This is a genomic window from Chromobacterium aquaticum, from assembly GCF_021129195.1.
Lineage (GTDB): Bacteria > Pseudomonadota > Gammaproteobacteria > Burkholderiales > Chromobacteriaceae > Chromobacterium > Chromobacterium aquaticum.
The window spans coordinates 797-23,515 of sequence record NZ_JAJOHW010000056.1 but is presented as its reverse complement, the minus strand read 5'-3'; the positions used below and the strand labels follow the sequence as shown (position 1 = coordinate 23,515).

The window sequence follows — 22,719 nt, the reverse complement described above, 5'->3', positions numbered from 1 at the left end:
GCTGGCAGGGGCGCCTGCTGGCGGCGCTGGGCCTGATCGCCCTGGCGCCGGCCCACGCGCTGCCGCAAAACGGCAGCGTGGTGTCCGGCAACGGCAATATTCTGGTGTTCGACAACGGCAAACAGCTATCCATCAACCAGGGCAGCGACAAGCTGGCGATCAACTGGGACCGCTTCGACATCGCCGCCGGCGAGAAAGTGCGCTTCAATCAGCCCGGCAGCCAGTCCATCGCGCTCAACCGCGTGTTGGGCAATAACGGCAGCTCCATCCTCGGTCAGTTGGAAGCCAATGGCCGTGTATTCCTGATCAACCCCAATGGCGTGGTATTCGGAAAGGGCGCGCAAGTCAATGTCGGCGGCCTGGTCGCCTCCACGCAAAACCTGAGCGATGCGGACTTTCAGGCCGGCAATTACCGTTTTGCCGGCACCTCCGCCAGCAAGATTGAAAACGAGGGCAACCTTGTGGCCAAGGACGGCGGCTTTGTGGCGCTGCTGGCGGCCAAGGTGGAAAACAAGGGCACGATTCAAGCCCAGCAAGGCAAGGTGGCCTTGGCCGGAGGCCGGGCCTTTACCTTGCAGCTGGATAATGACGGCCTATTGAACCTGCAAGTGGATCCGACGGAGATCAACACGCAGGTGTTGAACCGCGGCCTGTTGCGCGCCGATGGCGGCGAAGTGCTGCTGACCGCGCGCGTGGCCGAAAGCGTGCTCTCGACGGCGGTGAATAATCTGGGCGTGATTGAAGCCCGCGCCTTGAACAACCGCTCCGGCAAGATCGTGCTGGATGCCGGCGATGGCCGCGTGGAAGTGGCCGGCCGGCTGGACGCCAGCGCTCAGGGCGCGTCGCGCGGCGATGGCGGCCAGGTCGAAGTCAAGGGCGGCAAGGTCAATGTGGCGCTGGCCACCGCGGTCAATACCGCCGCCAGCAATGGCCGCACCGGCAGCTGGAAAATCAGCGCTAATCAACTGGACGTCAGCCCGGGCGCGTCCCAGCCGTCGGACAGTGGCGTGTTCGCCGATACCCTGTCCCGCAACCTGGCCAATACCCATATCGAGCTGGCCAGCCGTAAAGGCGATATCGTGGTCAATGGTCCAGTCAACTGGAGCAGTGGCAACGCCTTGACGCTGAGCGCCAGCAACAATGTCCAACTCAATGGCAATCTCAGCGCCACCGGCGCTGGTGGGGCGTTGGCGCTGAACTATGGCGGCGACGGTTATTTCCTGAAATCCGGCGTCAAGGTCACCCTGTCCGGCAAGGGCGCCCAGTTCAGCTCCAATGGCAACCAGTACTCCGTGATCCAGGACGTGGCGCAGCTGCAGGCCATCAACGGCAACCTGAACGGCCTCTATGTGCTGGGCAATGCCATCGACGGCTACAACCGCGCGTTCAGTTCCATCGCTGGCGGAGGCAATGCCAGCTTCTCCGGCATGTTCGATGGCCTGGGCAACGACATCAGCCGGCTCAGCATTCAGTTCGCAGGGCCGGCGCTGGGCCTGTTCGCCGCCAATAGCGGCGTCATCGGCAACGTCAATCTGCTGAGCAGCCGTGTCAACGGATCTTCCAGCTACATGGGCAGCGTGGAGGTTGGCAGCCTGGTGGGCCGCAATACCGGTCTGATCCATAACGCCAGCAGCAATGCCGTCGTCGATGCCTCCGGTAGCCGCATGAACTCCATCGGCGGCCTGGTGGGCGTCAATGCCGGCAGCGACGCCGTGGTGCGTGATTCCACCTTCAACGGCACCGTTTACAGCAATCGCTACACCCAGGCCATCGGCGGCTTGGTGGGGGAAAACGTTCGCGGTACCGTGCAGAACTCGCAGACCAATGCCCGGGTTTACGCTTCCAGCATGGCGCGCAATGAAATCGGCAGCGGCGGTGTGGGTGGACTGGTGGGCTTGAACAATAACGGCAGCCTCGTGGACGTCTCCGCCGCGGGCAGCGTGGATGCGCGCGTGGGGCTCAATGTCGGCGGCCTGGTGGGCTATAGCAAGGGCGGCAGCATCGACAACGCCAAGTCCAGCGCCTCGGTGTACGCCAGCAACGACAGCCGCATCGGCGGCTTGGTGGGTTACAACGAAGGCGGCTCCATCAACGGCTCCAGCGCCAGCGGCGTGGTCAAGGGCGCGTACAGCGCCGCCATCGGCGGCCTGGTGGGCCTGAATCAAGACGGCTCCATGTTCAACGTTAACGCCAGCGGCCAGGTTTACGACACCGGCAGCGCCAGCCTGGGCGGTCTGATCGGCACCAATAACGGTGGCAAGGTGGTCACCGCCGCCGCGCAAGGCATGGTGACCGGCGGCGCCAACAGCCGTGTGGGCGGCCTGATCGGCAGCAACAACACCGGCGATATCTCTTTTGCCCGCGCCAGCGGCAAAGTGAGTGGTGGCAGCAACAGCTTGGTGGGAGGGCTGGTGGGCTATAACGGCGGCAATCTGCGGTCGACGGATGCATCCGGCGAAGTCATCGGCGGCGATACCAGTCGCGTTGGCGGCCTGGTCGGCGTCAACAGCAATAGCAATGAAGCCGGCAGTATCCAGATCGGCAATGCCACCGGCAATGTTCGCGGCGGCAGCCGCAGCCTGGTGGGCGGCCTGGTGGGCATGAACGAGAGCGAGATCGACAACTCGGTGGCCAGCGGCATGGTCAGCGGCGGCAGCGACAGCATGCTGGGTGGCCTGGTGGGCATGAACCAGCGCTCCGGCACGGTCAACTACTCCACCGCCAGCGGCAAGATCAGCTGGGTCAATGGCTGGCGCCAGGTCTATGGCGGCTTGGTGGGCTGGAACTATGGCGAAATGCGCGGCAACCTCGCCATGGGCAATGCCGCGCTGGTTCCAAGCTATGGCCGTAACGAAGGCGTGATCTCCGCCTACTGAGAACGTGTTCACGATCTCGCGAGCTAAGGCGTTGCGGCTGAGAATGTGGAATGTACAAGCGGTACATCAGCATTTTGAAGTTGTACTCACCGTGTAACGCTCCACGACGCGTAGCAGATCGTAAACAGGCTCTGAGCAATGCTGAATGCCGGCTGAAGTTGGCCGGCCACCCGGCCATGGCATGTCATGGCCGGGTTTTTCCAACGAGCGCAAGGCGAGGAAGTCTATGTTTAAAGCCCTGCAATGGCTGGTGGCGCTGATCGGCTTGCTATGCCTGTCCGGTGGCGCGGCGGCGGCCGTTTCCGTCAAGAGCTGTCGATTTCCGGTACCCGAGGCCGGGCCATGGATCGGCGGGGATGGCAATTCGCTGCAGATCTCTGAAGACACGTCGCCGGGCACGGTATTGAGCAAGCGCGGGGTACAAGTGATCGGCAGCTATAAGGCGAATACCGGCTATCCGGACGATCAGGTGCAGATCATAGGGCACTGGACCGGCGGTGGCGGCGGCGCACTTGACCAGTACGGCACCATGCCCACCAATATCGCGGGTATTGGTCTGCGCTGGAGCTACGAGAGTTCATCGGGCGACAAGACCTTGCCCTTCAGCCTGAAAGCCGAGGTGCTGGCAATGAAACCCGCGGAGAACACCGGCCAATCCAGAGAGGATTCGCTGGTACTCAATATGTATCAAGAACTGATCGTGACCGGCCCCAGCCCAGGTGGACAGGTGACGAGCCTGCCGGGCGCCAGCACCCAGTTCTACCTACAGGCGGTCAATCCTAAAGTATCGACGCTATGCAATGAGCTGGCCGACTTCAGTACGCTGCAGACTGGGCTGAACCCACCGCCGATCAGAAACGTCTGCCAATTGCAGACCAAGAGCGTGGTGGTGGATATGGGGCAATACAATATCGGCGATTTTCCGGTGCTGAACGGCGCGGCGACCAAGCCGGGCCAGGACTTCACGCTGCAACTGAGCAAATGCGCGGCCGAGGCCAAGCCCAAGATACAGTTCACCGATGCTTCCAAGCGCGACAACAATAGCGCGCTGCTCAGCATCTCTTCCGATGCCGAAGGCGGCGCGGCGGCGGCTCAGGGCCTGGCGCTGCGGCTAAGCAGGGTGGGCGGCGACAATGGCGTGATCACCTTTGGCCCCGAGGGCGGTGTCGGCACTCCGCACTTCGAGCTGGGTAGTCCGCAAAGCGGCATGGTGGAAATGAAGCTGCATGCCGACTATATCCGTACCGGCACCATCCATCCGGGCCCCGCCAATGGCAAGGCCGAATTCCTGATCAGCTATCCTTAGCCGGCTGGGGCGGGTTTGCTTGGCGGTAGTAGTCCTGTACCAAGGCCTCGATCTGGTAATCCAGCGCGCTCATATTGTGCGCGTCGTATTCCGGCCGAGGCTCCGCGATGGCCCTCAACGCCGCGATCAGCTCGGGCAGGCGCTGCTGCAGATCCAGCAGCTGGAAGGTGCGGCAGGTCTCGGCCCAGGCCTCGACCGGACTCAGCTCCTCGCTGCCTATGCGCACCCCCAGGCGATGGAACACGGTGTCTATCAGACTCAGGGTGCAGATTGCTTGCCGCAGCGTGGCTTGTGTGGGGGTCATGCTCAGGTCTCCGGTACCGCGGGCAGGGCGACCGCGTGCGTTAGCAAAATGGCTTCTATGCGTTGGATGAAGCTGGCCGGCATGGCCGTATCCGCGCCATGAAGATCCGCCTGCCCCACCTCCACCACGCAATCGACCAACTCGAGAAAGCTGTCCCGCAAACCCTGGTTCGCCAGCCTCTGCGCCAGATCCGCCGGCGGCGGATCGCCGCGGCCATTCAAGGCCAGGTCGGCGCCCTCGCTTTTCCACACTGGCAGGCTGGCCGCGTGTTCAACGGCGTAAAGATGGCTTAGTAACTGGGCAATGGCGGGATGCGACAGCGCCTGGGCCTGGCAGAAAGCTTGCAAACAGGACGCCGCGTATAACTGGAGCTGGCGGATGGTGCGGGAGGCGGGAGGGGCCGGCGGTTCGAGGGGCGCATGATCGAAGTCGTCCCAGCGCGCGGTGGCGGCGCCGGCCAATAGAGTTTGGGAGGGTGGGAAGGCCGCCAATAGCCGGCCATCGGGCGAATCCATGATTTCCGCCAGGATTTCCAGGTCCTCCCGACAGCCGGTGTGTTGCGCCAGGAGGTGCAGCGCCTGCTCGGCCTGCGCCGGCTGTCCCTGTCGCAGCGCGCTGCCGGCCAGCGCGAGCAATGCCTGTTTCAAGGCCTTGTTGCGCGCTCGTTCCGCGGTTTCGTCGTTGAAATCCTGCGTGTAAAAGTCCTGCATCGCCGCGTCCAGCCGGCTGAGCTGTTCCGCCAAGGCGGCGGTTGGCGTTTTATCCATGGCGTTCTCTATGGGAGCGGTAGGCCGCCGCGGGGCGCGAGCAGGCTTTCCGGCGCAATCCGCAAGCCGTTGGCCAGGTAGTCCAGCGCGGCGTCGAAGCTGTCGAAGCTCGCCCGGAGGTGGCGCAGATACAGATCAACGGCATCCTCGTGTTCGGGCAGGTATTCATCCAGCCCAAGATGGTAGCGCTGCGCCACCCGTTTGAAAAAGAACTCGCGACAGACCAGGCCGGCCGCGCCGCGATAGCTGTCATTGCGCCAGACCCCGGCGGTTTGGTGAACCCGGTTTTTCAGTTGTTGCTGCGCTGGCGTGAGCATGGCGTTTCCATGGCGGTATTGATTTGGCGGCCTGATGACCGCGCTGGTGTCCATGGGCCGAGAAGGTCGCCATTCTAATGCATGGGCTGGGCGGTGGCGCGGCAATATCGCCCGCGCGGCTCATCCAGCGGCGAACAGGTACAGGCCATCCTCGCGGTCTTGCAGATCCAGGGTGGCGCCCGCCGCATTGAAAAAAACAGTAATGTCCTTGCTGCCGTTGGCGGACCTGGTGCTGGCATCGTTCAGCATTTTCCGGAGATTATCGTGCGGATACGTAGCTTATTTGGCTGTGGTCAAAGCCCAGTGCGACAGCTCATATTCCACGCCATCGAACATGCCGTTTTCCGGCTGCGGCAAGGCGGCCTGGGTGCTCAGCGCCACACCGGCCTGGCCATCAGGCAAGGCGCAGGCGAAGAAGGACAGGGATGGGCGGGGCACGGCGCTCAGGAAAGACAGGGCTTCGCGGTAGCTGGCCTCGATCACGGGTAGATCCGGAATCAGATAATAGCCCTGGTTCGGGTAAGTGCAGCCCTGGTAGCCGGAGATGCAGAGATGGATGGGCGAGGAGCAATGGCTGGCGGCTTGCAAGCGCTCGCGCAGCAGTTCAAACGCCTGCTCCGGCTGCGTGCTGATGAGGCGCACATGGCTTTGGGCCTGGCGCATGCAGGCCTTGAGCCAGGTGGATGCCTGCTCCACGCTCAATGGCCTGCCGTTGGCGAATAATGGCCCGGTGAACGGATGGCTGTTAGCCGCGTGTTCAAGATTCCTTCGCCAGCGCAGCTGGATTCTCAATTCGTCGGCCCGGTTCATGGTTTTTTTGCCCGCCACACGCGTGCCGCGGCCGGAAAGGACAAGCCTTCAAATTGCGCGATGAAGCCCAGCGCCTCAGGCCAGCGATAAAGCCTCCTGGAACAGAACGCGCTGCTGCCGCCCTGATTGGCAATCTCGATCAGATAGAGGTTTTTGTGCTGCTCTTGCCGGCTTATCGGATCGAAGCAACGGGCAGGCCTGATCGACACCCGGCAATCATCTTGCAATTCATAAGGCTTTTTTAGGATGGCGGCGCGGCCGTCCCAGGGGTTGTGGCCCGTCTCGGCCGCGGCCGGATCCTGAACCAGGGTGTACCAATGATGTTGCGAGCCGGGAGAGGTGGGCGCTTCCGCATCGGCTGCGGAATAGATCAATACGGTTTTCATGGGTGATGGAGAATCATGGCTGCGACAGCATTAGGGTTCAACGGCATGTTCTGCAAAACAAGGCGCGGCTACGGGACCATGACGTTTAGAACGTGTTTACGATCTGCTGCGCGTCGGCGATACGGCGTTGAAAACGTCTTCGAAATGCTCATGTACCACGCGTACATTCCGCTTTCTCAGCCGTTTTCGCCTTGTCTCGCCTTAGCTCGCGAGATCGTAAACACGTTCTTTAGAGAGGCTAACAAGGTTCCTGATGCTGCGTTGCGCCGACTTGCCGTACTCAAGTACTGCCTGCGTCGGCGCACCTTGCCTCAGCCGTGAAACTGACAATGTTAGCCGCTCTTAATGCTGGAGGATGAGGAAGTCCCGCTTGAACATAATGTTTTCCAGCGCCGCGACGACATCGGCGCCAATCCGGCAGAAGAAGTCATCATAGCCGGCGTAAACCGCGCCGTCCTCGGCAATGAGATAACTGAGGTGCCTGGCATAGCCTTGTCCCACCGGCAGCAGCTTTTGCCCGATCAAGGGCTGGTAGACCTCCAAGGCCCAGAGGCGATCAAAGCCCCGGGTGGCCTGGATAGCGTCAAAACAGGACTCGTCATCCGCGTCTCCGCTCCATGAGCGGTGGCTCAAGGTAATGCCATGGAAGCTCTGGATGAAATGCACGCCGGCCGGGAACACAGCGTAGCCGTCCTTTTCCCAAGCCAGGATGGCCGCTTGCGGCGCGATGTTTCGGCCGGCTTGCCAGCCATGAGCGGCCAGAATGGCCGCGCTGGCAGCGGGGAAGGCGTAACGCATAAGGTTTTCTTTCCGCAAGACGGAGCGTGTGCTCAGCCGTATAAATATTCGAAGAAGTTCAAACTGCCCTCCGCGCCCAGAAATGGGGACGTCGCGGAGCAAAAGTCCTCGGAGAACGCGCCGCTCACCTCGCCGTCCGCGTCGAATACCTCAAAGATTTGATACCTGCCGTAGATCAGATCCACCATGGCGGCCAGCGCATGGAGGAGGGCGGGCAATGAGGCTGCAATCCGCAGCAACGTGCCGGCTTCGTGCTGGGCCCAGATGAGCGTATGCTCCGGCCGCAGCTCCGCGATAATGGGCCGGCCCCCGCCGATATCGTCCATGATCACCAGGCTGTTAGCCGGCCAGTGGGCCGGCGGCAGCGCCTCATTCCCGCGCGGTGAGTAAGCCGTTTGCGCCGCAGCCAGCGTCGCGGTGTTATGAAACCGCAAGGGCGTCAAACCGGTTTCGATCAAAACGTCGACCGGGTTGTAATGGCGGTAGAACGCCAGGATATCCGGGTTGGCCGGGCCTGCCCATGGCCAACTGGCGCTGCCAGGACTGAATTGCCCACTCAAGGCGTAGGCGCGGTGCTGCGCGATGAGGTTTTCCATCCCGCTGGCGATGGTGTTCATATTGGCTCTGTTCTCAATGTTGGGCCGAGCGCCTGTTCAAAGCCTCGCGGGCTAAGGAGAGACAAGGCGAAAACGGTTGAGAAAGCGGAGTGTACACAAGGTATATGAGCCTTTCGAAGACGTGCTCACCATGTAACGCGTTGCCGACGCGCAGCAGACTGTGAGCAGACTCTTGGCCCGCCTTGCCGGAGAGCGCGCGGCATGCTGGCCCACTTAAACTCGAAACACCCGAGCCAAGGTGATGGGCTCATCGTCATCGTATTCAACAATAGCGTGCTCGCTTGCCAGTAAGGCGGTTTCCAGCAGCAGGAATAATGGATAGCTGGGCATGGCCAATTCCATGAACAAGCAATGCTCAGACTGCTTGAAGATGCGCATGCTGTAATGCCAGCCGCTCTCTATGGCGGGGTCACGCAGCATCAGGCAGTCCTCGCTCGCCGTGCTTGCCATCGTGCTGGACCTTAGCGTGTCCATCAGCAATTGGCCGCCACCCGCTGGCAGTTTGATCAAATATTCATCGCTCATCGCTAATGCTCGTGGGTGGAATCCGGTTTGTGCTCAAGCGGCCTGCCGGGTCCCGCAATCAGATGGCGCTTCAAGCTCGTTTGCCTGCATTACGTGTTGCCGAGTCGGCGATATCCGCGTCCTCATCCTTGGCCAGAGACTGCAAGATATCCAGCGGCGTCTTTTTGTTCACTGCGATGGACTGGCGTACGGTGGCCGCCGGATCTTGAGACAGCAGGATAAACAATTCGCGGGACAATCTTCTTTTGGTGGCGACAAACTGTCGAATATCCGGGCCATAGTTGCATAGCTCTGCCAGGATTTCAACGGGCACGGTTTTATTATGTGCAACCCACGGCCGGTAGTCGGGATAACGTTGAATCAAGTCCCTCCAAACCGCTAGCGGCGCCTCTTCAAAGGCGGAACGGTCATATTCTTCCTTATTATCGCTATCACGCAGGGCAATGAATTCTTCCGCGGAGTGGATCATTTTGGCCTTTCTTATTCTCAGCGCCGCTATCCGGCCTATTTCATCAGCGAGAATGGCTTGAACTTTATCTTTAAGCGGCGCTGTTCGCACAATATCTTGAAGGACTCGGTGACAAAAAAGAATTGAGGCATGTTCGCGTCCCGGACGATCAAGTCCTCCTGCCGGATGTCGGCATCTTGTCGTATCTGAATTTTGTAATCATCCACTCTCTCAAATATCGGTTTTCTATTCAAGATTCGGCCGGCGAACATCTCTATGCTGCCGGCGCCAACACGGGTCTTGCAGGGGTGTAAGCTCATCTGTGCTGTTAGCGCTTCACCGATGCAGGCACTGGCCAGGGCAGAAAAGATGGGCAGGCTGATGCTGGGCTCGAAGTAGTCATAATCCGTGATGCTCTCTTCCTGGAAAAAAGCCTGCGCGCTGGCTTGTAGCGCGCGACCGTTTTCTAGACCTTTATTGCTCATGCCAAGCAGGAAGAAATCGAGAATGGCTCCATCGGGATCTTTGATATCCAGCAGCGAGTGTTCGCTCTGTGTGGTGCTGAACATGCTGTAAATCTTCATCGGCTCTCTTTCGTCCGCTTGCCACGGACTGGCTTGCGGTTTCACTTTTCAAGAGGGTGACTGCTGCAGCAAGCGCTCCAGCTCGCTAAAGCTGCTGGCTAGCTTGAGCATATTGTCCCAGCAAGCCTCAACCGTGCAGTCGGCCTCATTGTCATGATTCCAGTAATAAATATGCCCGGAGTCCACTTGGCTGCCATTCAACAGCAATAAGCTGCCGCTGGAATCATGAGCAATTGGAAGCAAGCCATGCGGAATCCGGCCCTGGTATAAAGTGCTGGCGTAGTCCAGGGTACAGGCTTCCAATGGGCTGGAATAGGCATAAAAATACTGTATCGAGATACTCTGAGTTTGAAGCCGGAGCGAGCCAGGCTCAGGCCTCCCGCCGTTATGCTGGCTTAGGAAATCCAGATAGTCTTGCGGGATTTTCAGCTTTCTGGCGCTAAAGTAATCGAGCAATACCGCAAGTGTCGGCCTGGCTTGGTCATGATAAGCCTCCAGCAACTGCCGTTTTTGCCTCTTGTCATACTTGATGCCATGTTTAAGCAAGAGCTCCATTTCCGCAGGGCCAACTCCCAGTGGCAGATAAGTCGCCATATTCGCTTCCTATTGGTGGTATCACAGGCATGGTTGGTGCTGAGCCGCGCCAGGCAAAACAATAAGTCTGTCTGGGGGACTATGGGAAAAACACGGTTCCAAAATCCCGCACCGGAACCAGCGTAACGCCTGGCCGGTCAAGGATGTCGGCGATGCTTTCATGTGCCAACAGCCAGCCCTCGGTGGTGGCACCCATTTTAAACAGCCTGCGCTGGCTCAACGGAATGGAGGCCAAGGTCTGGGCGCAAAGCTGATAGCTAACCACCTCATAGCGCAGATCGGCAAAGCCGCTTAAAGGCTCCGGTGCATAATATGACAAGCTTCTGTCCCAGCAATCCAGCGAGCGGGTGAAGGTCAAAAAGTAATAATCATCATGCCGCTGGCCCTTGTGGTCGCAGTAGCTGGCGGCCTGCGGTACGAGGCCGGGCAGCTCCATGGCGGCCAGCCGCTGATATATCGCATGCTTGACCGCGATATCCGAGCCATGAAACAGAATTTCCGGCGGGCTATCGCTGAATATGCCTTTATTGCTTTCAGTCAGCGCGCCGTTGATGAATTGCAGCGGCAGCGCGCTAGCCGGCAGCGCTTGAGAGCTGTAGGGCAGGTCCGCAGTGGCGGCATCCGCCGCAAGAATCGGGCGGTTCTCCGCGCTTTGGTAGCAAATGAAGTAGTACTCGGAGTCGTAATGGCTCATGCGGAGGCACCGGCTTGGAGGGTGGAGGGGACTAAGTTGCCGGCTAGGATTCTAGCGTATATGCGGGAGGCACTGCTTAAGAGCCTGTTTACGATCTGCTACGCGTCGTGGGGCGTTACGCGGAGAGTACAGCTTCGAAATGCTGATGTAGCAACCGTACATTTCGCTTTCTCCGCCACAACGTCTTGTCTCGCCCTGGCTCGCGAGACTTTGAACGGGCGCTAAGAAAAGTAGGAAATTAGAAAGCTGTTGAAGTCTTTCCATCTCGCAGCGTGGGTGCCTTGCCTCAGTGAGGGAATCTCCTCGAAGTTTACGTCCAGCACCGCTTCGCTGCTCTTGTCATACAGGTACATGCCTTCGCTTTCATCTGTCGTCAGTGCGAGATAGTGAACTGGAATGCCATAAACGCTTTGTATGTGTTCAGTCTGATCCGGTATGGCGGGGATCACTAAAGCCACGATATCCAGTAACTCTGGTTCATCATTTGGGCTGATGAATGCTCCTTGGTACTTCATGTAGAACTCTCCAAACTGAGAGCGCTCACTTATCCCAAGGTGTTTTAATGCGGCTGCCGCGAGGGAAGGCCGGGAGCGGAAAACATTTCCCTTCTGGACTGCTAAGTAAATGCCCACGGCGATTGGAATCATCCTGAATATAGATCCTGGTTGAGCTTTGCGTTTGAATTTACATGATGGAGGGAGGGCTAAAAGAGATGATTTTCCCCACCGGCTGAGCATGGTTTTTCTCAGGAAAGACAGTGTAGCCGCAAGGAATCCTGCCCTGTTTGTATACATCTAGCAGGCGGCTGAAAAGCATTCTTTTGATACCGACCCGCTTTACAAAATATTCCTCAATAATGATATGACTAATGTCATAGCCAATATCATCGGCTAGGCTTTTCAGCCCATGTGCTTGTTCAAACTGTCTTAGTTTAGTTGCTATTCTTTCGTCAAAAAACAGACGGGCCGCTTTGGCGACGCTATTCCATTCCTGATATTGATTCTGAAACTTTCTATTAAGAGTCAGGCTCAATTGTGCCGCCGCTTCGCTCCTGACACTTTCCCATTCTTCAGATCGAATCCTGTGCTCAAAGCTTTCGAGGCTATTGCAAAATGTCCCATCCGATTCGAGCGCCGGGTGGCTTGACGTAACGTTTTCGAAGAAGGGGACGGTATCCATCATTTGTAAGATGACGGGTAATGTGCTTTTTTCCATTTTGATTTAATCACACTATGTTTAGGGCAACAGCGTTATAACTAGCCATTGCTGATGGCACACCGCTATATGGAATTCTTTTTTGTCCAGTTGACACCATCAATGCTTTGAAACGCTTTGTCAATTTTGAAGTCATCTTTTTTCAGGAAAATAAGGTACTTTGAGTAACGGTTTTGTTGCTTTCTACTTGTTGTAATGATCTCAAACTTGGTGGACGTGATTTCCGTACAGGAGATCGCCTCCTGATCATAGAGGCGAGGTCTCCCAACCCCTAGTGTCTCCAGCTTGGCCTGTCCAATTGTATTAAAAGCCGTTTTCGTTAGAAAGGGTTGCAATATGAGCTCAAGTTTGGCTCTAGACTCCAGGCTGACGGCATCAATATGGTCACGGCTAGATATGTTCTCTATTTTTTTCTTTTCTGCGTAATACCAGCCTTCCCATTCGAGCATTTTCGTCAGAAAGTTGGAGGTGAATTCTATGGGGGACATTGGAAAGCGTCTATGGCGGGGTTGGTGCGGTGTGTTTGAATTTCGTAAGGTATGGGCGGACTCTAATTCGGCATGCTCCATGATCTGCAGGCGAGGCACTGAACTTGTTTTTTTCCATCCTGCGCTTTCTGAATATGAGCAAATGCAAGGTAATGACAGATTTGTACTTGATATGAAGCGCCGGATGCTTATGAGCGAACCAATGTATAACCGCTTGCCAACTGGGCTGTCCTTTAGGTTTCCTTCCATACATCTTCAAAGCCGTATGGGTCCACTATGAATTTATAGCCGGGTTCCAAGCAAAGATACTTCATCACTTCCGGCAAGTATTCATTAAGGTGACTAAGATGCATGGGTTTGAAAAAGTCTGGCGCATCCGAGAAGTCTCCGCAGTAGAAAAACCAGGATATATTGTCACCATCTTGTTTGAAGGTTCTGATGCCGCGTATGGGGAGTTGACCAATTGTTTCGAGCGCAATAGCGATCATCTCACCGTCATCTGGCTCAACTATTTCTGATGAATATTTTTGGCAAATCTCAATTTGTTCTTGGCTGTTTTGCATGCTTATTCTGCTGAAGGTGATTGTTTTTTGTTTTTTATCTCAGTGATAAATCTGCTTGATATGGCATCTAGGTATGGGGTGATTGTTTTTCTTACATTTTCTTTGGGTGATTGGATCGCACTGAAGTCGTCCGCTATAATCTCTCCGTCTGGTGTGCATATCTCCAATGCAATCGTTACAGTGCGTTCATCAAAGCCGCCTTCAATAAGCAGCTCGATTTCAAGCGGAAGCACCGAGATATAAGCGGTAAAATTATTTTTCCCCCAAAAATAAGCGCCGTGGTTGATGTGAACTTCTGAGAAGCTGAACTCAACGCTGCCGGCTATTTCTGCGGTGATTCCTAGCATTTGTTCCTTGATAATATCCATTATGTTCTGCCGTTTTCAACAGTCACTTCATAAGGCTCAAGTAATTAGCCGCTTCATCTCTATGATGGAGGCTGTAGTGTAGCTTGGATTCTTGGTGCCGGGCGTGGCTGGTGGCGATCGCGTTGATTGTGTGTGTCTGACTTCAGTTGCAGTGGCCGATCATCCGCTGACGCCAGCTTTAGCCCGATACTTGTACGCCGCAGATGATGTCTGCGTGGAGTGGGGGGCGTCGGCCCCTTGCCTCCCGGCCCCAAGCACGTGATAATCTTGCTGTGCTGTGGTTTAGCACCGGAATTAGCGTTCCGAATATCAAGGCGGACAGCCGCACATGCGGCATTTTCATGTCCGAGTACACCATAGATGCGTCTGCTCCAAGGCGGGTCATGGTGGGAGCGTGCTTGCACGCGCCGGGTCCTTGATGCCGGTAACGCTAATCCCGCCATGTGCCCGCCGCCTCCGGTTAGCGTCGGAGGATGGGCTTAATGCTCATCAAGGAGTCACCATGACTAGCACCACTCAATCCCCTCATCTTCCCACGCTGTCTAACTTGCTGCGCCAATTGCATGCCCTGCGCCAGCAACATCCCGCACTGCAGCCGCTTGACCCGCTATTGCAGCAGCTAGACAAATACTGCGAGCATTTCCAGCAGAGTGCCCGTCTGATCTGCCTGGAACTCAGCCAGGTCAGCAGCGCGATGGCCGGTCTAACGATGATGTTGGACCAATCCAACCTCGATACGCTGGACAGCGAACAGATGTATTGCTTGCTGGAACCACTCGCCCGCCGCTTGCAACAGACCTCGATGCAAATGCAAGAACTGGCCTAAGCACCCAAACGACCAAAGCCCCGGATGGGGCTTTGGTTTTGTTGTGGCCTGGCTTTCACTGGCGGCGTTGCATCCGTCCACGGCCGCACGCGTTTGCCATACCCCCCTTGTGGATGGATGCCGCCACTATGATTCCCGATCGCTGATTCAGGCCAGGTCGTTTATTGCCAGCGCCAGTGAGGCTTACTTGTCGGGCTGAGCCTGTGGTGTGCTGTGTGCTCAGGTTGGCCTGGGTCTTGGCAGTGTGGCGGTCCAGCGGGTTGTAGTGGTAGTCGGTGCGCTGGCCGTCCGGCGCGGTCGGGCGGGACAGGCGGTTGTGGTTGTCCCATTCCAGCTTGGTGAGCGCGCCGTTGACGCGTTTTTCCACCAAGTTGCCGCAGCTATCGTAAATGTGCAGTTTATCTATCTTCTAATTTTTTTTGATTTTCTTCTGATAGCCAGTTCCAAATGATCTTATAGTACGCCTCGTGAATTTCTGAATAGTTCTCCTCGCCAAACTTCTGGAAATTCTCCAGGGTGTAATTGGCAGGTTGATGAAATAGTTCATGTATGTTTTCAATGAGTGAAAATACTCTCAAAACCTCATTTTGATCGATTTGTTTAGTCATTCTTTTTTTAGTTCCTGTTGAATGTTGGGTTTCGCCCTTCAAGTTTTATAGGGCCTGTATGTATATGTTCTGTGATTTTCATAACTGGGTTGAACCGTTCTGAAAATTCTCCAAGGCATGCATCAAAGTCAATGTGGTTGTTGCCTTTCCCTGGTTTTATACCATATGCGCTTTCCGCATCTCTGGGGCTTAGTGGCTTTCTCTTAGCAGGGACTGAAAATATTTTATTTTGATCTCGGGGGATAATGGCCCCAGCAGTCTTGATTCCAGCCGCACCAGAATTGCTGGTGTAGTGACGCATTCTTGTTTTTTTCTGACCTGGACATGGATCTGACTCATTGCAGTCGCAAGGCTTATTTTTGTCTTTTGGATTTTGGGAGGGTTTTTTCTTTGCAAGCCCAAGAGGATCAACCCACTCCAGCGGATTCGGGGCATAACTGTGGATATTAATCCCACCCATCAACCCAATCGGATCCCGCGAAATAAACCGCCCAATCTCCGGATCATAGTAGCGATGGCGGTTGTAGTGTAGGCAGGATTCTTCATCCTGGTACTGGCCCTGGAAACGGAAGGGGTTGCGGATGCCGGCCTTGCTGGCGGCGTCGGCGATGACTTCCCGCGCTTGGCCCCAGGCCTGGTAGTCCATTTCCAGCGCCAGCGCGCCTTGTTCGTCGGTCAGCGCCTGCGGCGTGCCCAGGTGGTCGGTGTGGTAGTAGTACACCGCCGTCGGTTCGCTGGGTTCCGGCGCGGGTTTGCGCAGCGGGTCCAGGTCGGAGTCGTAGGGGCGGTGCTGGTTCCAGTTCGGTACTTTGACGCCGCGCACGGCTTCGGTGTGGACTTGGGCCAGCGGCACGAAGCTGTCCGGTTCAAACAGATAATGCACCGCTTGTTCGTCCCGGGTCTCGAAGGCCAGCACGTCGCCGTCCCAGCCGTACAGCGTGGTCTGGCCGGCCTGGGTTTTGGTGATGCGGCGGCCTAGCGGGCCGCCGTGTTAGCTGTAACTGACGACTGGTTAATCAAGTTCTTTTGATTATGATTTATATCAATTAGTATTTGTGATGTTGACTGTGTTTAAACTGTGATGTCCCTTGCCAAATCAGAAAGGAGTAAGGCCGTTTTGTATATGGTTTCCGACATTGCGGCTTGATTTTTCTCATTCTTATGCCAGTCTGCGCTTGTTATCAGACTAGCTTGCATATCAATAAGAATGTTTACAATCTCCATTGGTAATGATTTTGTGCCTTTGTATTTTTTTACTAACTGATTTGTGCTGATGATGGCTTGGTTGATTTCTATTTCTGTGATGCCTGTGTTAGATCTGGCATTTAAGATTAATGTGGTGATGTCATCAATCCAAACTTCATCTATATTGGTCATGGATATCTCTTTTTGCTTAGTTGACTATTGAAATGGCCGATGAAGGTATTTTGCCTACGACTAGTACTTCTTGAGATGCGCGTGCAAATTTTTTGGCCATTGTTCCTTTAAGTGGAGTGCATTCGCTGGATAAATCAACAACCTCTCCTGATACCTTTGACAAGTCAATTTTGGCAATTCTTTGACCTGGACTCCCATAACGCTGTCGATTGAGTTTTGCAGACTCTAATGTCTTAGATGTGGAAATGTATTGGGTACTAATTTTTGAGCCGTGTAAGACATGCCCTTCCATTTCATAGTTGGCATCTGGATTTTTGGCTGAAATTCCATTTGAAATATTTTCATCGTCTCTCAAGACACGATATACGTGGCCATTTTTGCACGCACAACACGTAGTATGCTCTGCTTTTTTGGGAGGAGTGTTCTTGTTTCTACGTGCTAATCCAAGTGGGTCTATCCATTCAGTTGGGTTGGGCGCATAAATATGTATATTAAATCCACCAGTTAACCCAATCGGATCCCGCGAAATAAAGCGCCCAATCTCCGGATCATAGTAGCGATGGCGGTTGTAGTGTAGGCCGGATTCTTGATCCTGGTACTGGCCCTGGAAACGGAAGGGGTTGCGGATGCCGGCCTTGCTGTCGGCGTCGGCGATGACTTCGCGCGCTTGGCCCCAGGCCTGGTAGTCCATTTCCAGCGCCAGTGCGCCTTGTTCGTCGGTCAGCGCCTGCGGCGTGCCCAGGTGGTCGGTGTGGTAGTAGTACACCGCCATCGGTTCGCTGGGTTCCGGCGCGGGTTTGCGCAACGGGTCCAGGTCGGAGTCGTAGGGCCGGTACTGGTTCCAGTTGGGCACTTTGACGCCGCGCACGGCTTCGGTGTGGACTTGGGCCAGCGGCACGAAGCTGTCCGGCTCAAACAGATAGTGCACTGCTTGTTCGTCCCGGGTTTCGAAGGCCAGCACGTCGCCGTCCCAGCCGTAAAGCGTGGTCTGGCCGGCCTGGGTTTTGGCGATGCGGCGGCCCAGCGGGTCGTAGTGGTAGTCGGTGCGCTGGCCGTCCGGCGCGGTCAGGCGGGACAAGCGGTTGTGGCTGTCCCATTCCAGCTTGGTGAACGCGCCGTTGACGCGTTTTTCCACCAGGTTGCCGCGGCTGTCGTAGCGGTAGTGGCGGCCGGCGTACTGGCTGAGCAGATTGCCCAGCAGGCTGTTGTCCTGGTGGCCGTCGGCGGCCGGGGCGTTGTCCAGCAGGTTGCCGGCCGGGTCGAAGCGGAAGCTTTCCACGCCCTTGGGGGTGGCGGCTTCCAGCAGGCGGCCCACCGGGTCGTAGCGGTAGTTGAGCTGGCCGGCGCGGCTGTCGGCGATGCCGGTGAGCTGGCCGGCGGCGTCGTACTGGTATTGGCGGTTCCACTGGGTGCTGCCCATCAGCCGCTGGCTGGCCAGGCGGCCGACCTTGTCGTAGCTCTGGTGCTGTTGCAGCGCATTGCCCAATACGCGCTGGGTTTCGCGGTGCAGCTTGTCGCGCTCCAGGTTGACGATGTCGCGCTGGCCAAACAGCAGGCCATGCACGTGGCCGCTGCCGTAGCTGAGGATGTCCACGCGGCGGCCGTCCGGGCGCACGCTGGCGACGCGGTTGCCCAGCGGGTCGTGCTCATGCTGCCAGCGGTAGGTTTCCTTGACGCCGGCCACGCTGTAGCCGTGGTGTTCTTCCACTACATTGCCCACCGGGTCGTAGATCCAGCGCAGGCTGGCGTAGCGGTTCTTGGCCTGGTATAGCCGGCCGGCGGCGTCGTAGCCGAAGCTTTCCTTGCTGTTCGGCGCGCTGCGCTCGATCAGGCGGCCGGCGCGGTCGTAGCGGTAGTCGGTGGCGATATCGCCTTCTTGCTGCTTTTCCAGCTGGCCGGCCAAGTTGTAGTGATAGCGGGTGGCGCTGCCGTCGAAGCCGGTTTCGCTGATCAGTTGGCCGCCGGCATCGTATTCGAACAGGTAGTGGCGGTGGTTTTCATTGCGCAGCGCGGTCAGCCGGCCCAGCTTGTCGTATTTGTAGGCCAGGCTGTGGCCGTTGGCGTCGGTGCGGGTTTGCAGCCGGCCGGCCTGGTCGTAGTCGTAATGGGTGGCGCGGCCCAGCGGGTCGGTCAGCTTGAGCAGGCGCGCTTCGGCGTCGTGTTCCAGCTGGGTGGCCTGGCCGTCCGGCTGGACGATGGCTTGCAGCGTGCCGTTGGCCGCGTACTGGTAGCGGGTGGCGCTGCCCATCGCGTCGATGATCAACTGCGCGCGGCCGCGTTCGTCGTACTGCCACTGGGTGGCGCTGCCGGAGCAGTCGGTATAGCTCTGCAGCAGGCCGTCCGGGCGGTAGGCTATCTGCTTCTTGCCGCCCTTGGCATCGGTGATGGCCACCGGCAGGCCCTGTTCGTTGTAGGCGTACTTGGTCTTGTGGCCCAGCGGGTCGGTTTCCTCGATCAGCTGGCCCTTGTCGTCGTAGGCGCGCAGCCATTTTTCGCCGAGCGGATCGGTGATTTCCACCAGATTGTCCTCGGCGTCGTAGGCAAAAGCGACTTCGCTGCCGTCGCGGCGCTCGTGCAGCACCATATTGCCCTTGTCGTCGTAGGTGAAGCTGTCTTGCGAGCCGTCCGGGAAGATGTGATTGACCAGGTTTTTCTGGGCGTCGTAGTCGAACCATTCTTCCTTGTGGTCCGGGTAGACGATGCGGTAGTTGTAGCCCTTGTCGTCGAAGTAGTACTCGGTGGTGCGGCCGTAGGCGTCGGTGACGTAGGTGAGGTCGATATTGTCGTCCCAGGCCAGGCGGATGTCCTGGCTGCCGTCGTCGGCGTATTCGCGCACGGCGCGCGCGTCCAGGTGGCTGCCGTCCCATTCCAGGTGGATGCCGCGGCCGGTGCGGTCGCTGTAGCGGGTCAGCAGGTGGTGCTGGTACTGGTAGCTCCAGCTTTGGCCGTTTTCATCGCTGGCGGCCAGCAGGTCGCCGGCGTCCGCGGCCAGCGGCGTGATCTCGCTGTATTGGTATTGCGCCAGCGTGCGCAGCGGCAGGCCGGTTTCCGGGTTTTGCAGGCTGACGCGGACGATGCGGCCGTGCTTGTCATGCGCCAGGTCCACCACATGGCCGGCACTGCTGACTAGCTGGATCAGTCGGCCGTCGCGGAAGTTCATCGCGATGCTGTTGCCGGCGCGGTCCTTGATCAGCGCCAGGCGGAAGCTGTCGCCGTGGCGCTCGTACAGCTGCACCAGGTCGTGGCCGTAGGTCTGGGAGATCAGGGTGTCGGACAGGCGGCTGAGGGTGAAGCCCTCCAACTCGTCTTTCAGGGATTCGCCCACCGGCAGCAGCGGATAGTCCAGGGTGCGGCAGCTGTCGTCGTGGTGCTTCAGCGCTTCGCCCTCGATGTCGAAGCGCGCACCGTAGGCCACGCCCCAGCGCGCACCCAGGTCGCCGCGGGCGTCGTTGCCGTCGAAGTTGGAGCGGTATTGCCGGGTCCAAATGATGGGCAGCACGCCGGGCAGGCTGAAGTCGGTGTGTTGCAGCGATTCTTCGCCCAGCACATAGCCGATGCTGTTGGGCGAGGCGGCGCAGGCGCATTTGGGCGGCGGTTTGATCTTGCCCTTGAAGCGGCTGGTGACTTCCTGATAAAGCTGCTGGGTGCCTTTCTTGGCCTTGTTGGTGACTTTGTTGGCCACCGCGGCGGCCTTTTTGGGCAGGTGTTTGAGAAAAGCTTCCAGCAGCTTGTTCAGCAAGGGTTTCAGGTGGCTGGAGTACATGGACAGCAGCTTGGCGGTGAGCTGGCCGGCCCAGGCCAGCAGGGTGCGGCCCAGGCTCAACATCATGCGGGCGGCGGCGCTGCCTTTCAGCGCCATGTCTATGCCCTTGGCCGCGGCCACGGTCATGCCGGCGGCGGCTTCTTTCTTGGCGTTGGCGGCGGCGCGGTTGAGCGCGTCCAGTTCCGCGCCCACCGATGCCCAGAAGCCTTGATTATTGGTTTTCTCCAGGTGGTATTTGACCGGCGCTTGCGGCACGTGCTGTTTGACGTAGCCGCTGAAGTTGCCGGAGCCCAGGCTGATCAGCAGATTGGCCAGGTCCGAGATGATGACCTTGCCCTTGCCGCCGCAGGTTTCCAGCGTGCTCTGCATTTTGCCGTCCACGTGCTTGACCCACTGGTCCGGCATATTGCGGAAGTCGGCCGGCAGCATATTGGCCACTTTCTGGGTCAGCGAGGCGGACAGCTCCATTTTCAGCCAGTCGCCGCCGGCGCGGCGCACGCTGCTGGCGCACAGCTTCAGCGTGGGGCGCGCGCCCATTTTGAACAGGCCGCCGGCGGCCGGCACCACGCCCACCAGGTCCACGCCCAGAAACAGCCAGTCGAAGACATCGACTTCCTGCTTCTTCTTGCTCTTTTCCGACATCTCCATCAGGTCGACGATGACATCGCCCACCGAGATCAGGTTGCCGACGATGGGCACCGCGCTGCCTATGGTCTTGAGGCTGTCCACCGACAGATGCCCGTCGCTGATGCTTTGCAGCCATTGATCGAAAGTCTTGCCGGTTTGTTGGATGACTTGGGCTGCGTTTTGCGGCGTGCCGTTGATCACGGCGACGGGTTTGGCTTGGGCTGCGGTGCTCATGTCGAAGGAGGGCTCTTAAACGATATTCTTGATCATGCCGGCGGCGGAGGGGAGGGACGCGCCGGAGGCAAGTTGTTTGATGTCGCGCGCTTGTTGCAGCGCGGCCTGGGCTTGGGAGGCCATGGCCTTGGCCTGGTCCACCGCGCCCTTGGCCTGGGCCAGGTTTTGCGCCAGGCCGGCGGCGGCGGGCGGCAGCGCCTTGCCCACCAGGCTGCTTAGCTGATTCATTGCTTGTTCTTGCACCGCCGCGCCCATCTTTTGCAGCACCGCTTCCGGCTGCGGCACAAAGGGGAAGATGTCCGCCTCGCTCTTGTGCGGACGGCCCAGGAATTGCACTTGCGCCGGCCCGGTGGGCAAGCCATTGACCATGGCCTTGCCGGCAGCGTCCAGCACGCCGCGGTGTTTGACGCCCAATGCGTCGGTGACCACGAACTTGCCCTGATCCATGGAGAAGCCGTTGGCGAAATCGTGGATCACTTGCAGATTACCCATGCCGGGCTTGTTGAAGGTGGGCGTGGGCGTGCTGAGGCTGGCCGGGCCGCTGAGCGCGTGGCTGGCGCCCTTGACGCTGACTTCGCCCGGGCAGTGCACTTCGATATTGCCGCCCTTGAGCCGGATATAGCCGCCGCCGCTGGTGAGCAGGATTTCCTGACCGGCGGCGATTTCCACCTTGCCCTTGCAGGCGGTGACGGTCACGTCCTTGTCCGCGGTGACCTCGATGCTGTCGCTCTGTGCTTGAACCAGCACCTTGCCCTTGGCCGCGATCAGCTTCAGCGCGATCTGGTCCTTGACCCCGGCGACGAACAGGCTGATGTGCTGGCCCACATTGTGAATCCAGCGCCGGCCGGAGGTTTGATTGCTATCGCGCTGCGCCACCAGGTCCAGATTGGTGCCGGCGGCCACGGTCTGGCTTTGCTGGCTCAGGCTGGCGATGCCGGCCGGGGCGGACAGAATAATCAGCGGCTGCTGACCGGCTTGGTCCTTGGCGGTCTTGCCGTCCTTGTCGGTGTTGGAACCGGCTTCCCAGGCTTTCAAGGCCGCGGCCTGGTGTTGCAGATGGCCTTCGGTCTTCTTGGCGGCCTTGGCGTTGTCCGGGCCGATTTCTTCCGGCCCGGTTTCCATGGTATCGGCTTGTTGGCCGCTGGCGGTGTCGCCCAGGCTTTGGCTCAGGGCCAGCGCCGCGTCGAGCTGGCTTTGCGCTTGTTCGCGCGCCAGTTGTTTGCCAGACGCGCCGTTCTGCGCTTCGGTGGACAGCAGCAGGCCGTGGCCGGCGCGGATCGCGCCGTGATGGTCGGTGCGCAGTTCAAAGCCGTCGCCGCGCGGTTCGGCCTTGCCATTGCTGCGCGGCTGGGTCAGGAAGCCTTGGTTGAGCTGGGTCTTGCCGGGTTCGGAGCTGAGTTTGGCGCGCACTTCACCGGGGGTGTCGTCGAACAGCAGTTCGTTGTACTGGCCGCCCTGGTGTTCCTTGGACTTGATGCCGGACAGGGTTTTATTCGCCGGCAAGGCGCCAGCGCCGCTGAAGTCCGGGGTGGGGTGGCTGCCGTTGTAGAGCACGCCGGTAATCACCGGGCGGTCGATATCGCCTTCGATGAAGTCGACCAAGACTTCCTGGCCGATGCGCGGG

General features: G+C 58.3%; 27 protein-coding genes. 3 read left to right on the top strand and 24 right to left on the bottom strand.

What is annotated here, in order from left to right:
• Both LQT98_RS09190 and LQT98_RS09185 read left to right on the top strand, forming a co-directional pair.
• The coding region (locus tag LQT98_RS09190; RefSeq protein ID WP_231462057.1) for a two-partner secretion domain-containing protein at positions 1-2,876 on the top strand (2,876 nt) is incomplete at its 5' end.
• 226 nt (positions 2,877-3,102) lie between these two features.
• The gene (locus LQT98_RS09185) at positions 3,103-4,182 is read left to right on the top strand and encodes a fimbrial protein (protein WP_231462056.1); all 1,080 of its coding nucleotides are present in this window, start codon (positions 3,103-3,105) and stop codon (positions 4,180-4,182) included.
• Here the strand turns inward: LQT98_RS09185 and LQT98_RS09180 are convergent.
• The 18 genes from LQT98_RS09180 to LQT98_RS09100 form a co-directional block, all read right to left on the bottom strand.
• Entirely contained in the window at positions 4,169-4,486 is a 318-nt protein-coding gene (locus LQT98_RS09180; RefSeq protein ID WP_231462055.1) for a hypothetical protein, read from the bottom strand. The genes LQT98_RS09185 and LQT98_RS09180 overlap by 14 nt on opposite strands.
• Before the next feature lie 2 nt (positions 4,487-4,488).
• Complete coding sequence (locus tag LQT98_RS09175; protein WP_231462054.1) at positions 4,489-5,253, bottom strand: hypothetical protein; 765 nt, start codon at positions 5,251-5,253, stop codon at positions 4,489-4,491.
• A gap of 8 nt (positions 5,254-5,261) precedes the next feature.
• Complete coding sequence (locus LQT98_RS09170; protein ID WP_231462052.1) at positions 5,262-5,624, bottom strand: hypothetical protein; 363 nt, start codon at positions 5,622-5,624, stop codon at positions 5,262-5,264.
• 66 nt (positions 5,625-5,690) lie between these two features.
• Positions 5,691-5,819 (bottom strand): hypothetical protein, encoded by a 129-nt coding sequence (locus LQT98_RS24035; RefSeq protein ID WP_269325986.1) that lies wholly within the window; start codon positions 5,817-5,819, stop codon positions 5,691-5,693.
• Positions 5,820-5,849: 30 nt separating this feature from the next.
• Positions 5,850-6,266: a hypothetical protein gene (locus LQT98_RS09165; RefSeq protein WP_231462050.1), complete on the bottom strand. Its 417-nt coding sequence runs from the start codon at positions 6,264-6,266 to the stop codon at positions 5,850-5,852.
• A gap of 110 nt (positions 6,267-6,376) precedes the next feature.
• Positions 6,377-6,766, bottom strand: coding sequence for a hypothetical protein (locus LQT98_RS09160; RefSeq protein WP_231462048.1), 390 nt, complete (start codon positions 6,764-6,766; stop codon positions 6,377-6,379).
• 342 nt (positions 6,767-7,108) lie between these two features.
• Entirely contained in the window at positions 7,109-7,564 is a 456-nt protein-coding gene (locus tag LQT98_RS09155; RefSeq protein ID WP_231462047.1) for an SUKH-3 domain-containing protein, read from the bottom strand.
• A 32-nt stretch (positions 7,565-7,596) separates the two neighbouring features.
• Positions 7,597-8,181, bottom strand: coding sequence for a hypothetical protein (locus LQT98_RS09150; protein ID WP_231462046.1), 585 nt, complete (start codon positions 8,179-8,181; stop codon positions 7,597-7,599).
• 213 nt (positions 8,182-8,394) lie between these two features.
• Positions 8,395-8,706 (bottom strand): hypothetical protein, encoded by a 312-nt coding sequence (locus LQT98_RS09145; RefSeq protein ID WP_231462045.1) that lies wholly within the window; start codon positions 8,704-8,706, stop codon positions 8,395-8,397.
• Positions 8,707-8,776: 70 nt separating this feature from the next.
• A complete protein-coding gene (locus LQT98_RS09140; RefSeq protein WP_231462044.1) occupies positions 8,777-9,175 on the bottom strand; it encodes a hypothetical protein in 399 nt (132 codons plus the stop codon).
• Positions 9,176-9,210: 35 nt separating this feature from the next.
• Positions 9,211-9,738 (bottom strand): hypothetical protein, encoded by a 528-nt coding sequence (locus tag LQT98_RS09135; RefSeq protein WP_231462043.1) that lies wholly within the window; start codon positions 9,736-9,738, stop codon positions 9,211-9,213.
• Between the two features lie 48 nt (positions 9,739-9,786).
• The gene (locus LQT98_RS09130; RefSeq protein WP_231462042.1) at positions 9,787-10,332 is read right to left on the bottom strand and encodes an SMI1/KNR4 family protein; all 546 of its coding nucleotides are present in this window, start codon (positions 10,330-10,332) and stop codon (positions 9,787-9,789) included.
• Positions 10,333-10,411: 79 nt separating this feature from the next.
• Positions 10,412-11,026, bottom strand: a complete 615-nt coding sequence (locus LQT98_RS09125; protein WP_231462040.1) for a hypothetical protein — start codon at positions 11,024-11,026, stop codon at positions 10,412-10,414.
• Positions 11,027-11,247: 221 nt separating this feature from the next.
• On the bottom strand, positions 11,248-11,673 hold the full coding sequence (locus tag LQT98_RS09120) for a hypothetical protein (protein WP_231462039.1): 426 nt from the start codon (positions 11,671-11,673) through the stop codon (positions 11,248-11,250).
• 37 nt (positions 11,674-11,710) lie between these two features.
• The gene (locus tag LQT98_RS09115) at positions 11,711-12,241 is read right to left on the bottom strand and encodes a hypothetical protein (protein ID WP_231462038.1); all 531 of its coding nucleotides are present in this window, start codon (positions 12,239-12,241) and stop codon (positions 11,711-11,713) included.
• Between the two features lie 65 nt (positions 12,242-12,306).
• Complete coding sequence (locus LQT98_RS09110; RefSeq protein ID WP_231462037.1) at positions 12,307-12,729, bottom strand: NTF2 fold immunity protein; 423 nt, start codon at positions 12,727-12,729, stop codon at positions 12,307-12,309.
• Between the two features lie 233 nt (positions 12,730-12,962).
• Positions 12,963-13,292, bottom strand: coding sequence for an immunity protein Imm33 domain-containing protein (locus LQT98_RS09105; protein WP_231462036.1), 330 nt, complete (start codon positions 13,290-13,292; stop codon positions 12,963-12,965).
• Positions 13,293-13,294: 2 nt separating this feature from the next.
• A complete protein-coding gene (locus LQT98_RS09100; protein ID WP_231462035.1) occupies positions 13,295-13,660 on the bottom strand; it encodes a hypothetical protein in 366 nt (121 codons plus the stop codon).
• 502 nt (positions 13,661-14,162) lie between these two features.
• Between LQT98_RS09100 and LQT98_RS09095 the strand changes: the two genes are divergently transcribed.
• Positions 14,163-14,486 carry a DUF1484 family protein gene (locus LQT98_RS09095; RefSeq protein ID WP_156183719.1) on the top strand — a complete coding sequence of 108 codons (324 nt, stop codon included), beginning with the start codon at positions 14,163-14,165 and terminating at the stop codon, positions 14,484-14,486.
• A gap of 55 nt (positions 14,487-14,541) precedes the next feature.
• Here LQT98_RS09095 and LQT98_RS09090 read toward each other — a convergent pair whose 3' ends face one another.
• The 6 genes from LQT98_RS09090 to LQT98_RS09065 form a co-directional block, all read right to left on the bottom strand.
• On the bottom strand, positions 14,542-14,853 hold the full coding sequence (locus tag LQT98_RS09090; RefSeq protein ID WP_231462034.1) for a hypothetical protein: 312 nt from the start codon (positions 14,851-14,853) through the stop codon (positions 14,542-14,544).
• Between the two features lie 31 nt (positions 14,854-14,884).
• Positions 14,885-15,094 carry a hypothetical protein gene (locus LQT98_RS09085; protein WP_231462032.1) on the bottom strand — a complete coding sequence of 70 codons (210 nt, stop codon included), beginning with the start codon at positions 15,092-15,094 and terminating at the stop codon, positions 14,885-14,887.
• Positions 15,095-15,101: 7 nt separating this feature from the next.
• A complete protein-coding gene (locus tag LQT98_RS09080; RefSeq protein ID WP_231462030.1) occupies positions 15,102-16,010 on the bottom strand; it encodes an RHS repeat-associated core domain-containing protein in 909 nt (302 codons plus the stop codon).
• Between the two features lie 155 nt (positions 16,011-16,165).
• Positions 16,166-16,471 (bottom strand): hypothetical protein, encoded by a 306-nt coding sequence (locus LQT98_RS09075; RefSeq protein ID WP_231462029.1) that lies wholly within the window; start codon positions 16,469-16,471, stop codon positions 16,166-16,168.
• Positions 16,472-16,487: 16 nt separating this feature from the next.
• Positions 16,488-21,095, bottom strand: a complete 4,608-nt coding sequence (locus LQT98_RS09070) for an RHS repeat-associated core domain-containing protein (RefSeq protein WP_231462028.1) — start codon at positions 21,093-21,095, stop codon at positions 16,488-16,490.
• 15 nt (positions 21,096-21,110) lie between these two features.
• Positions 21,111-22,719, bottom strand: a 1,609-nt coding sequence (locus LQT98_RS09065) for a DUF2345 domain-containing protein (protein WP_231462027.1), incomplete at its 5' end; no start/stop codon positions are given.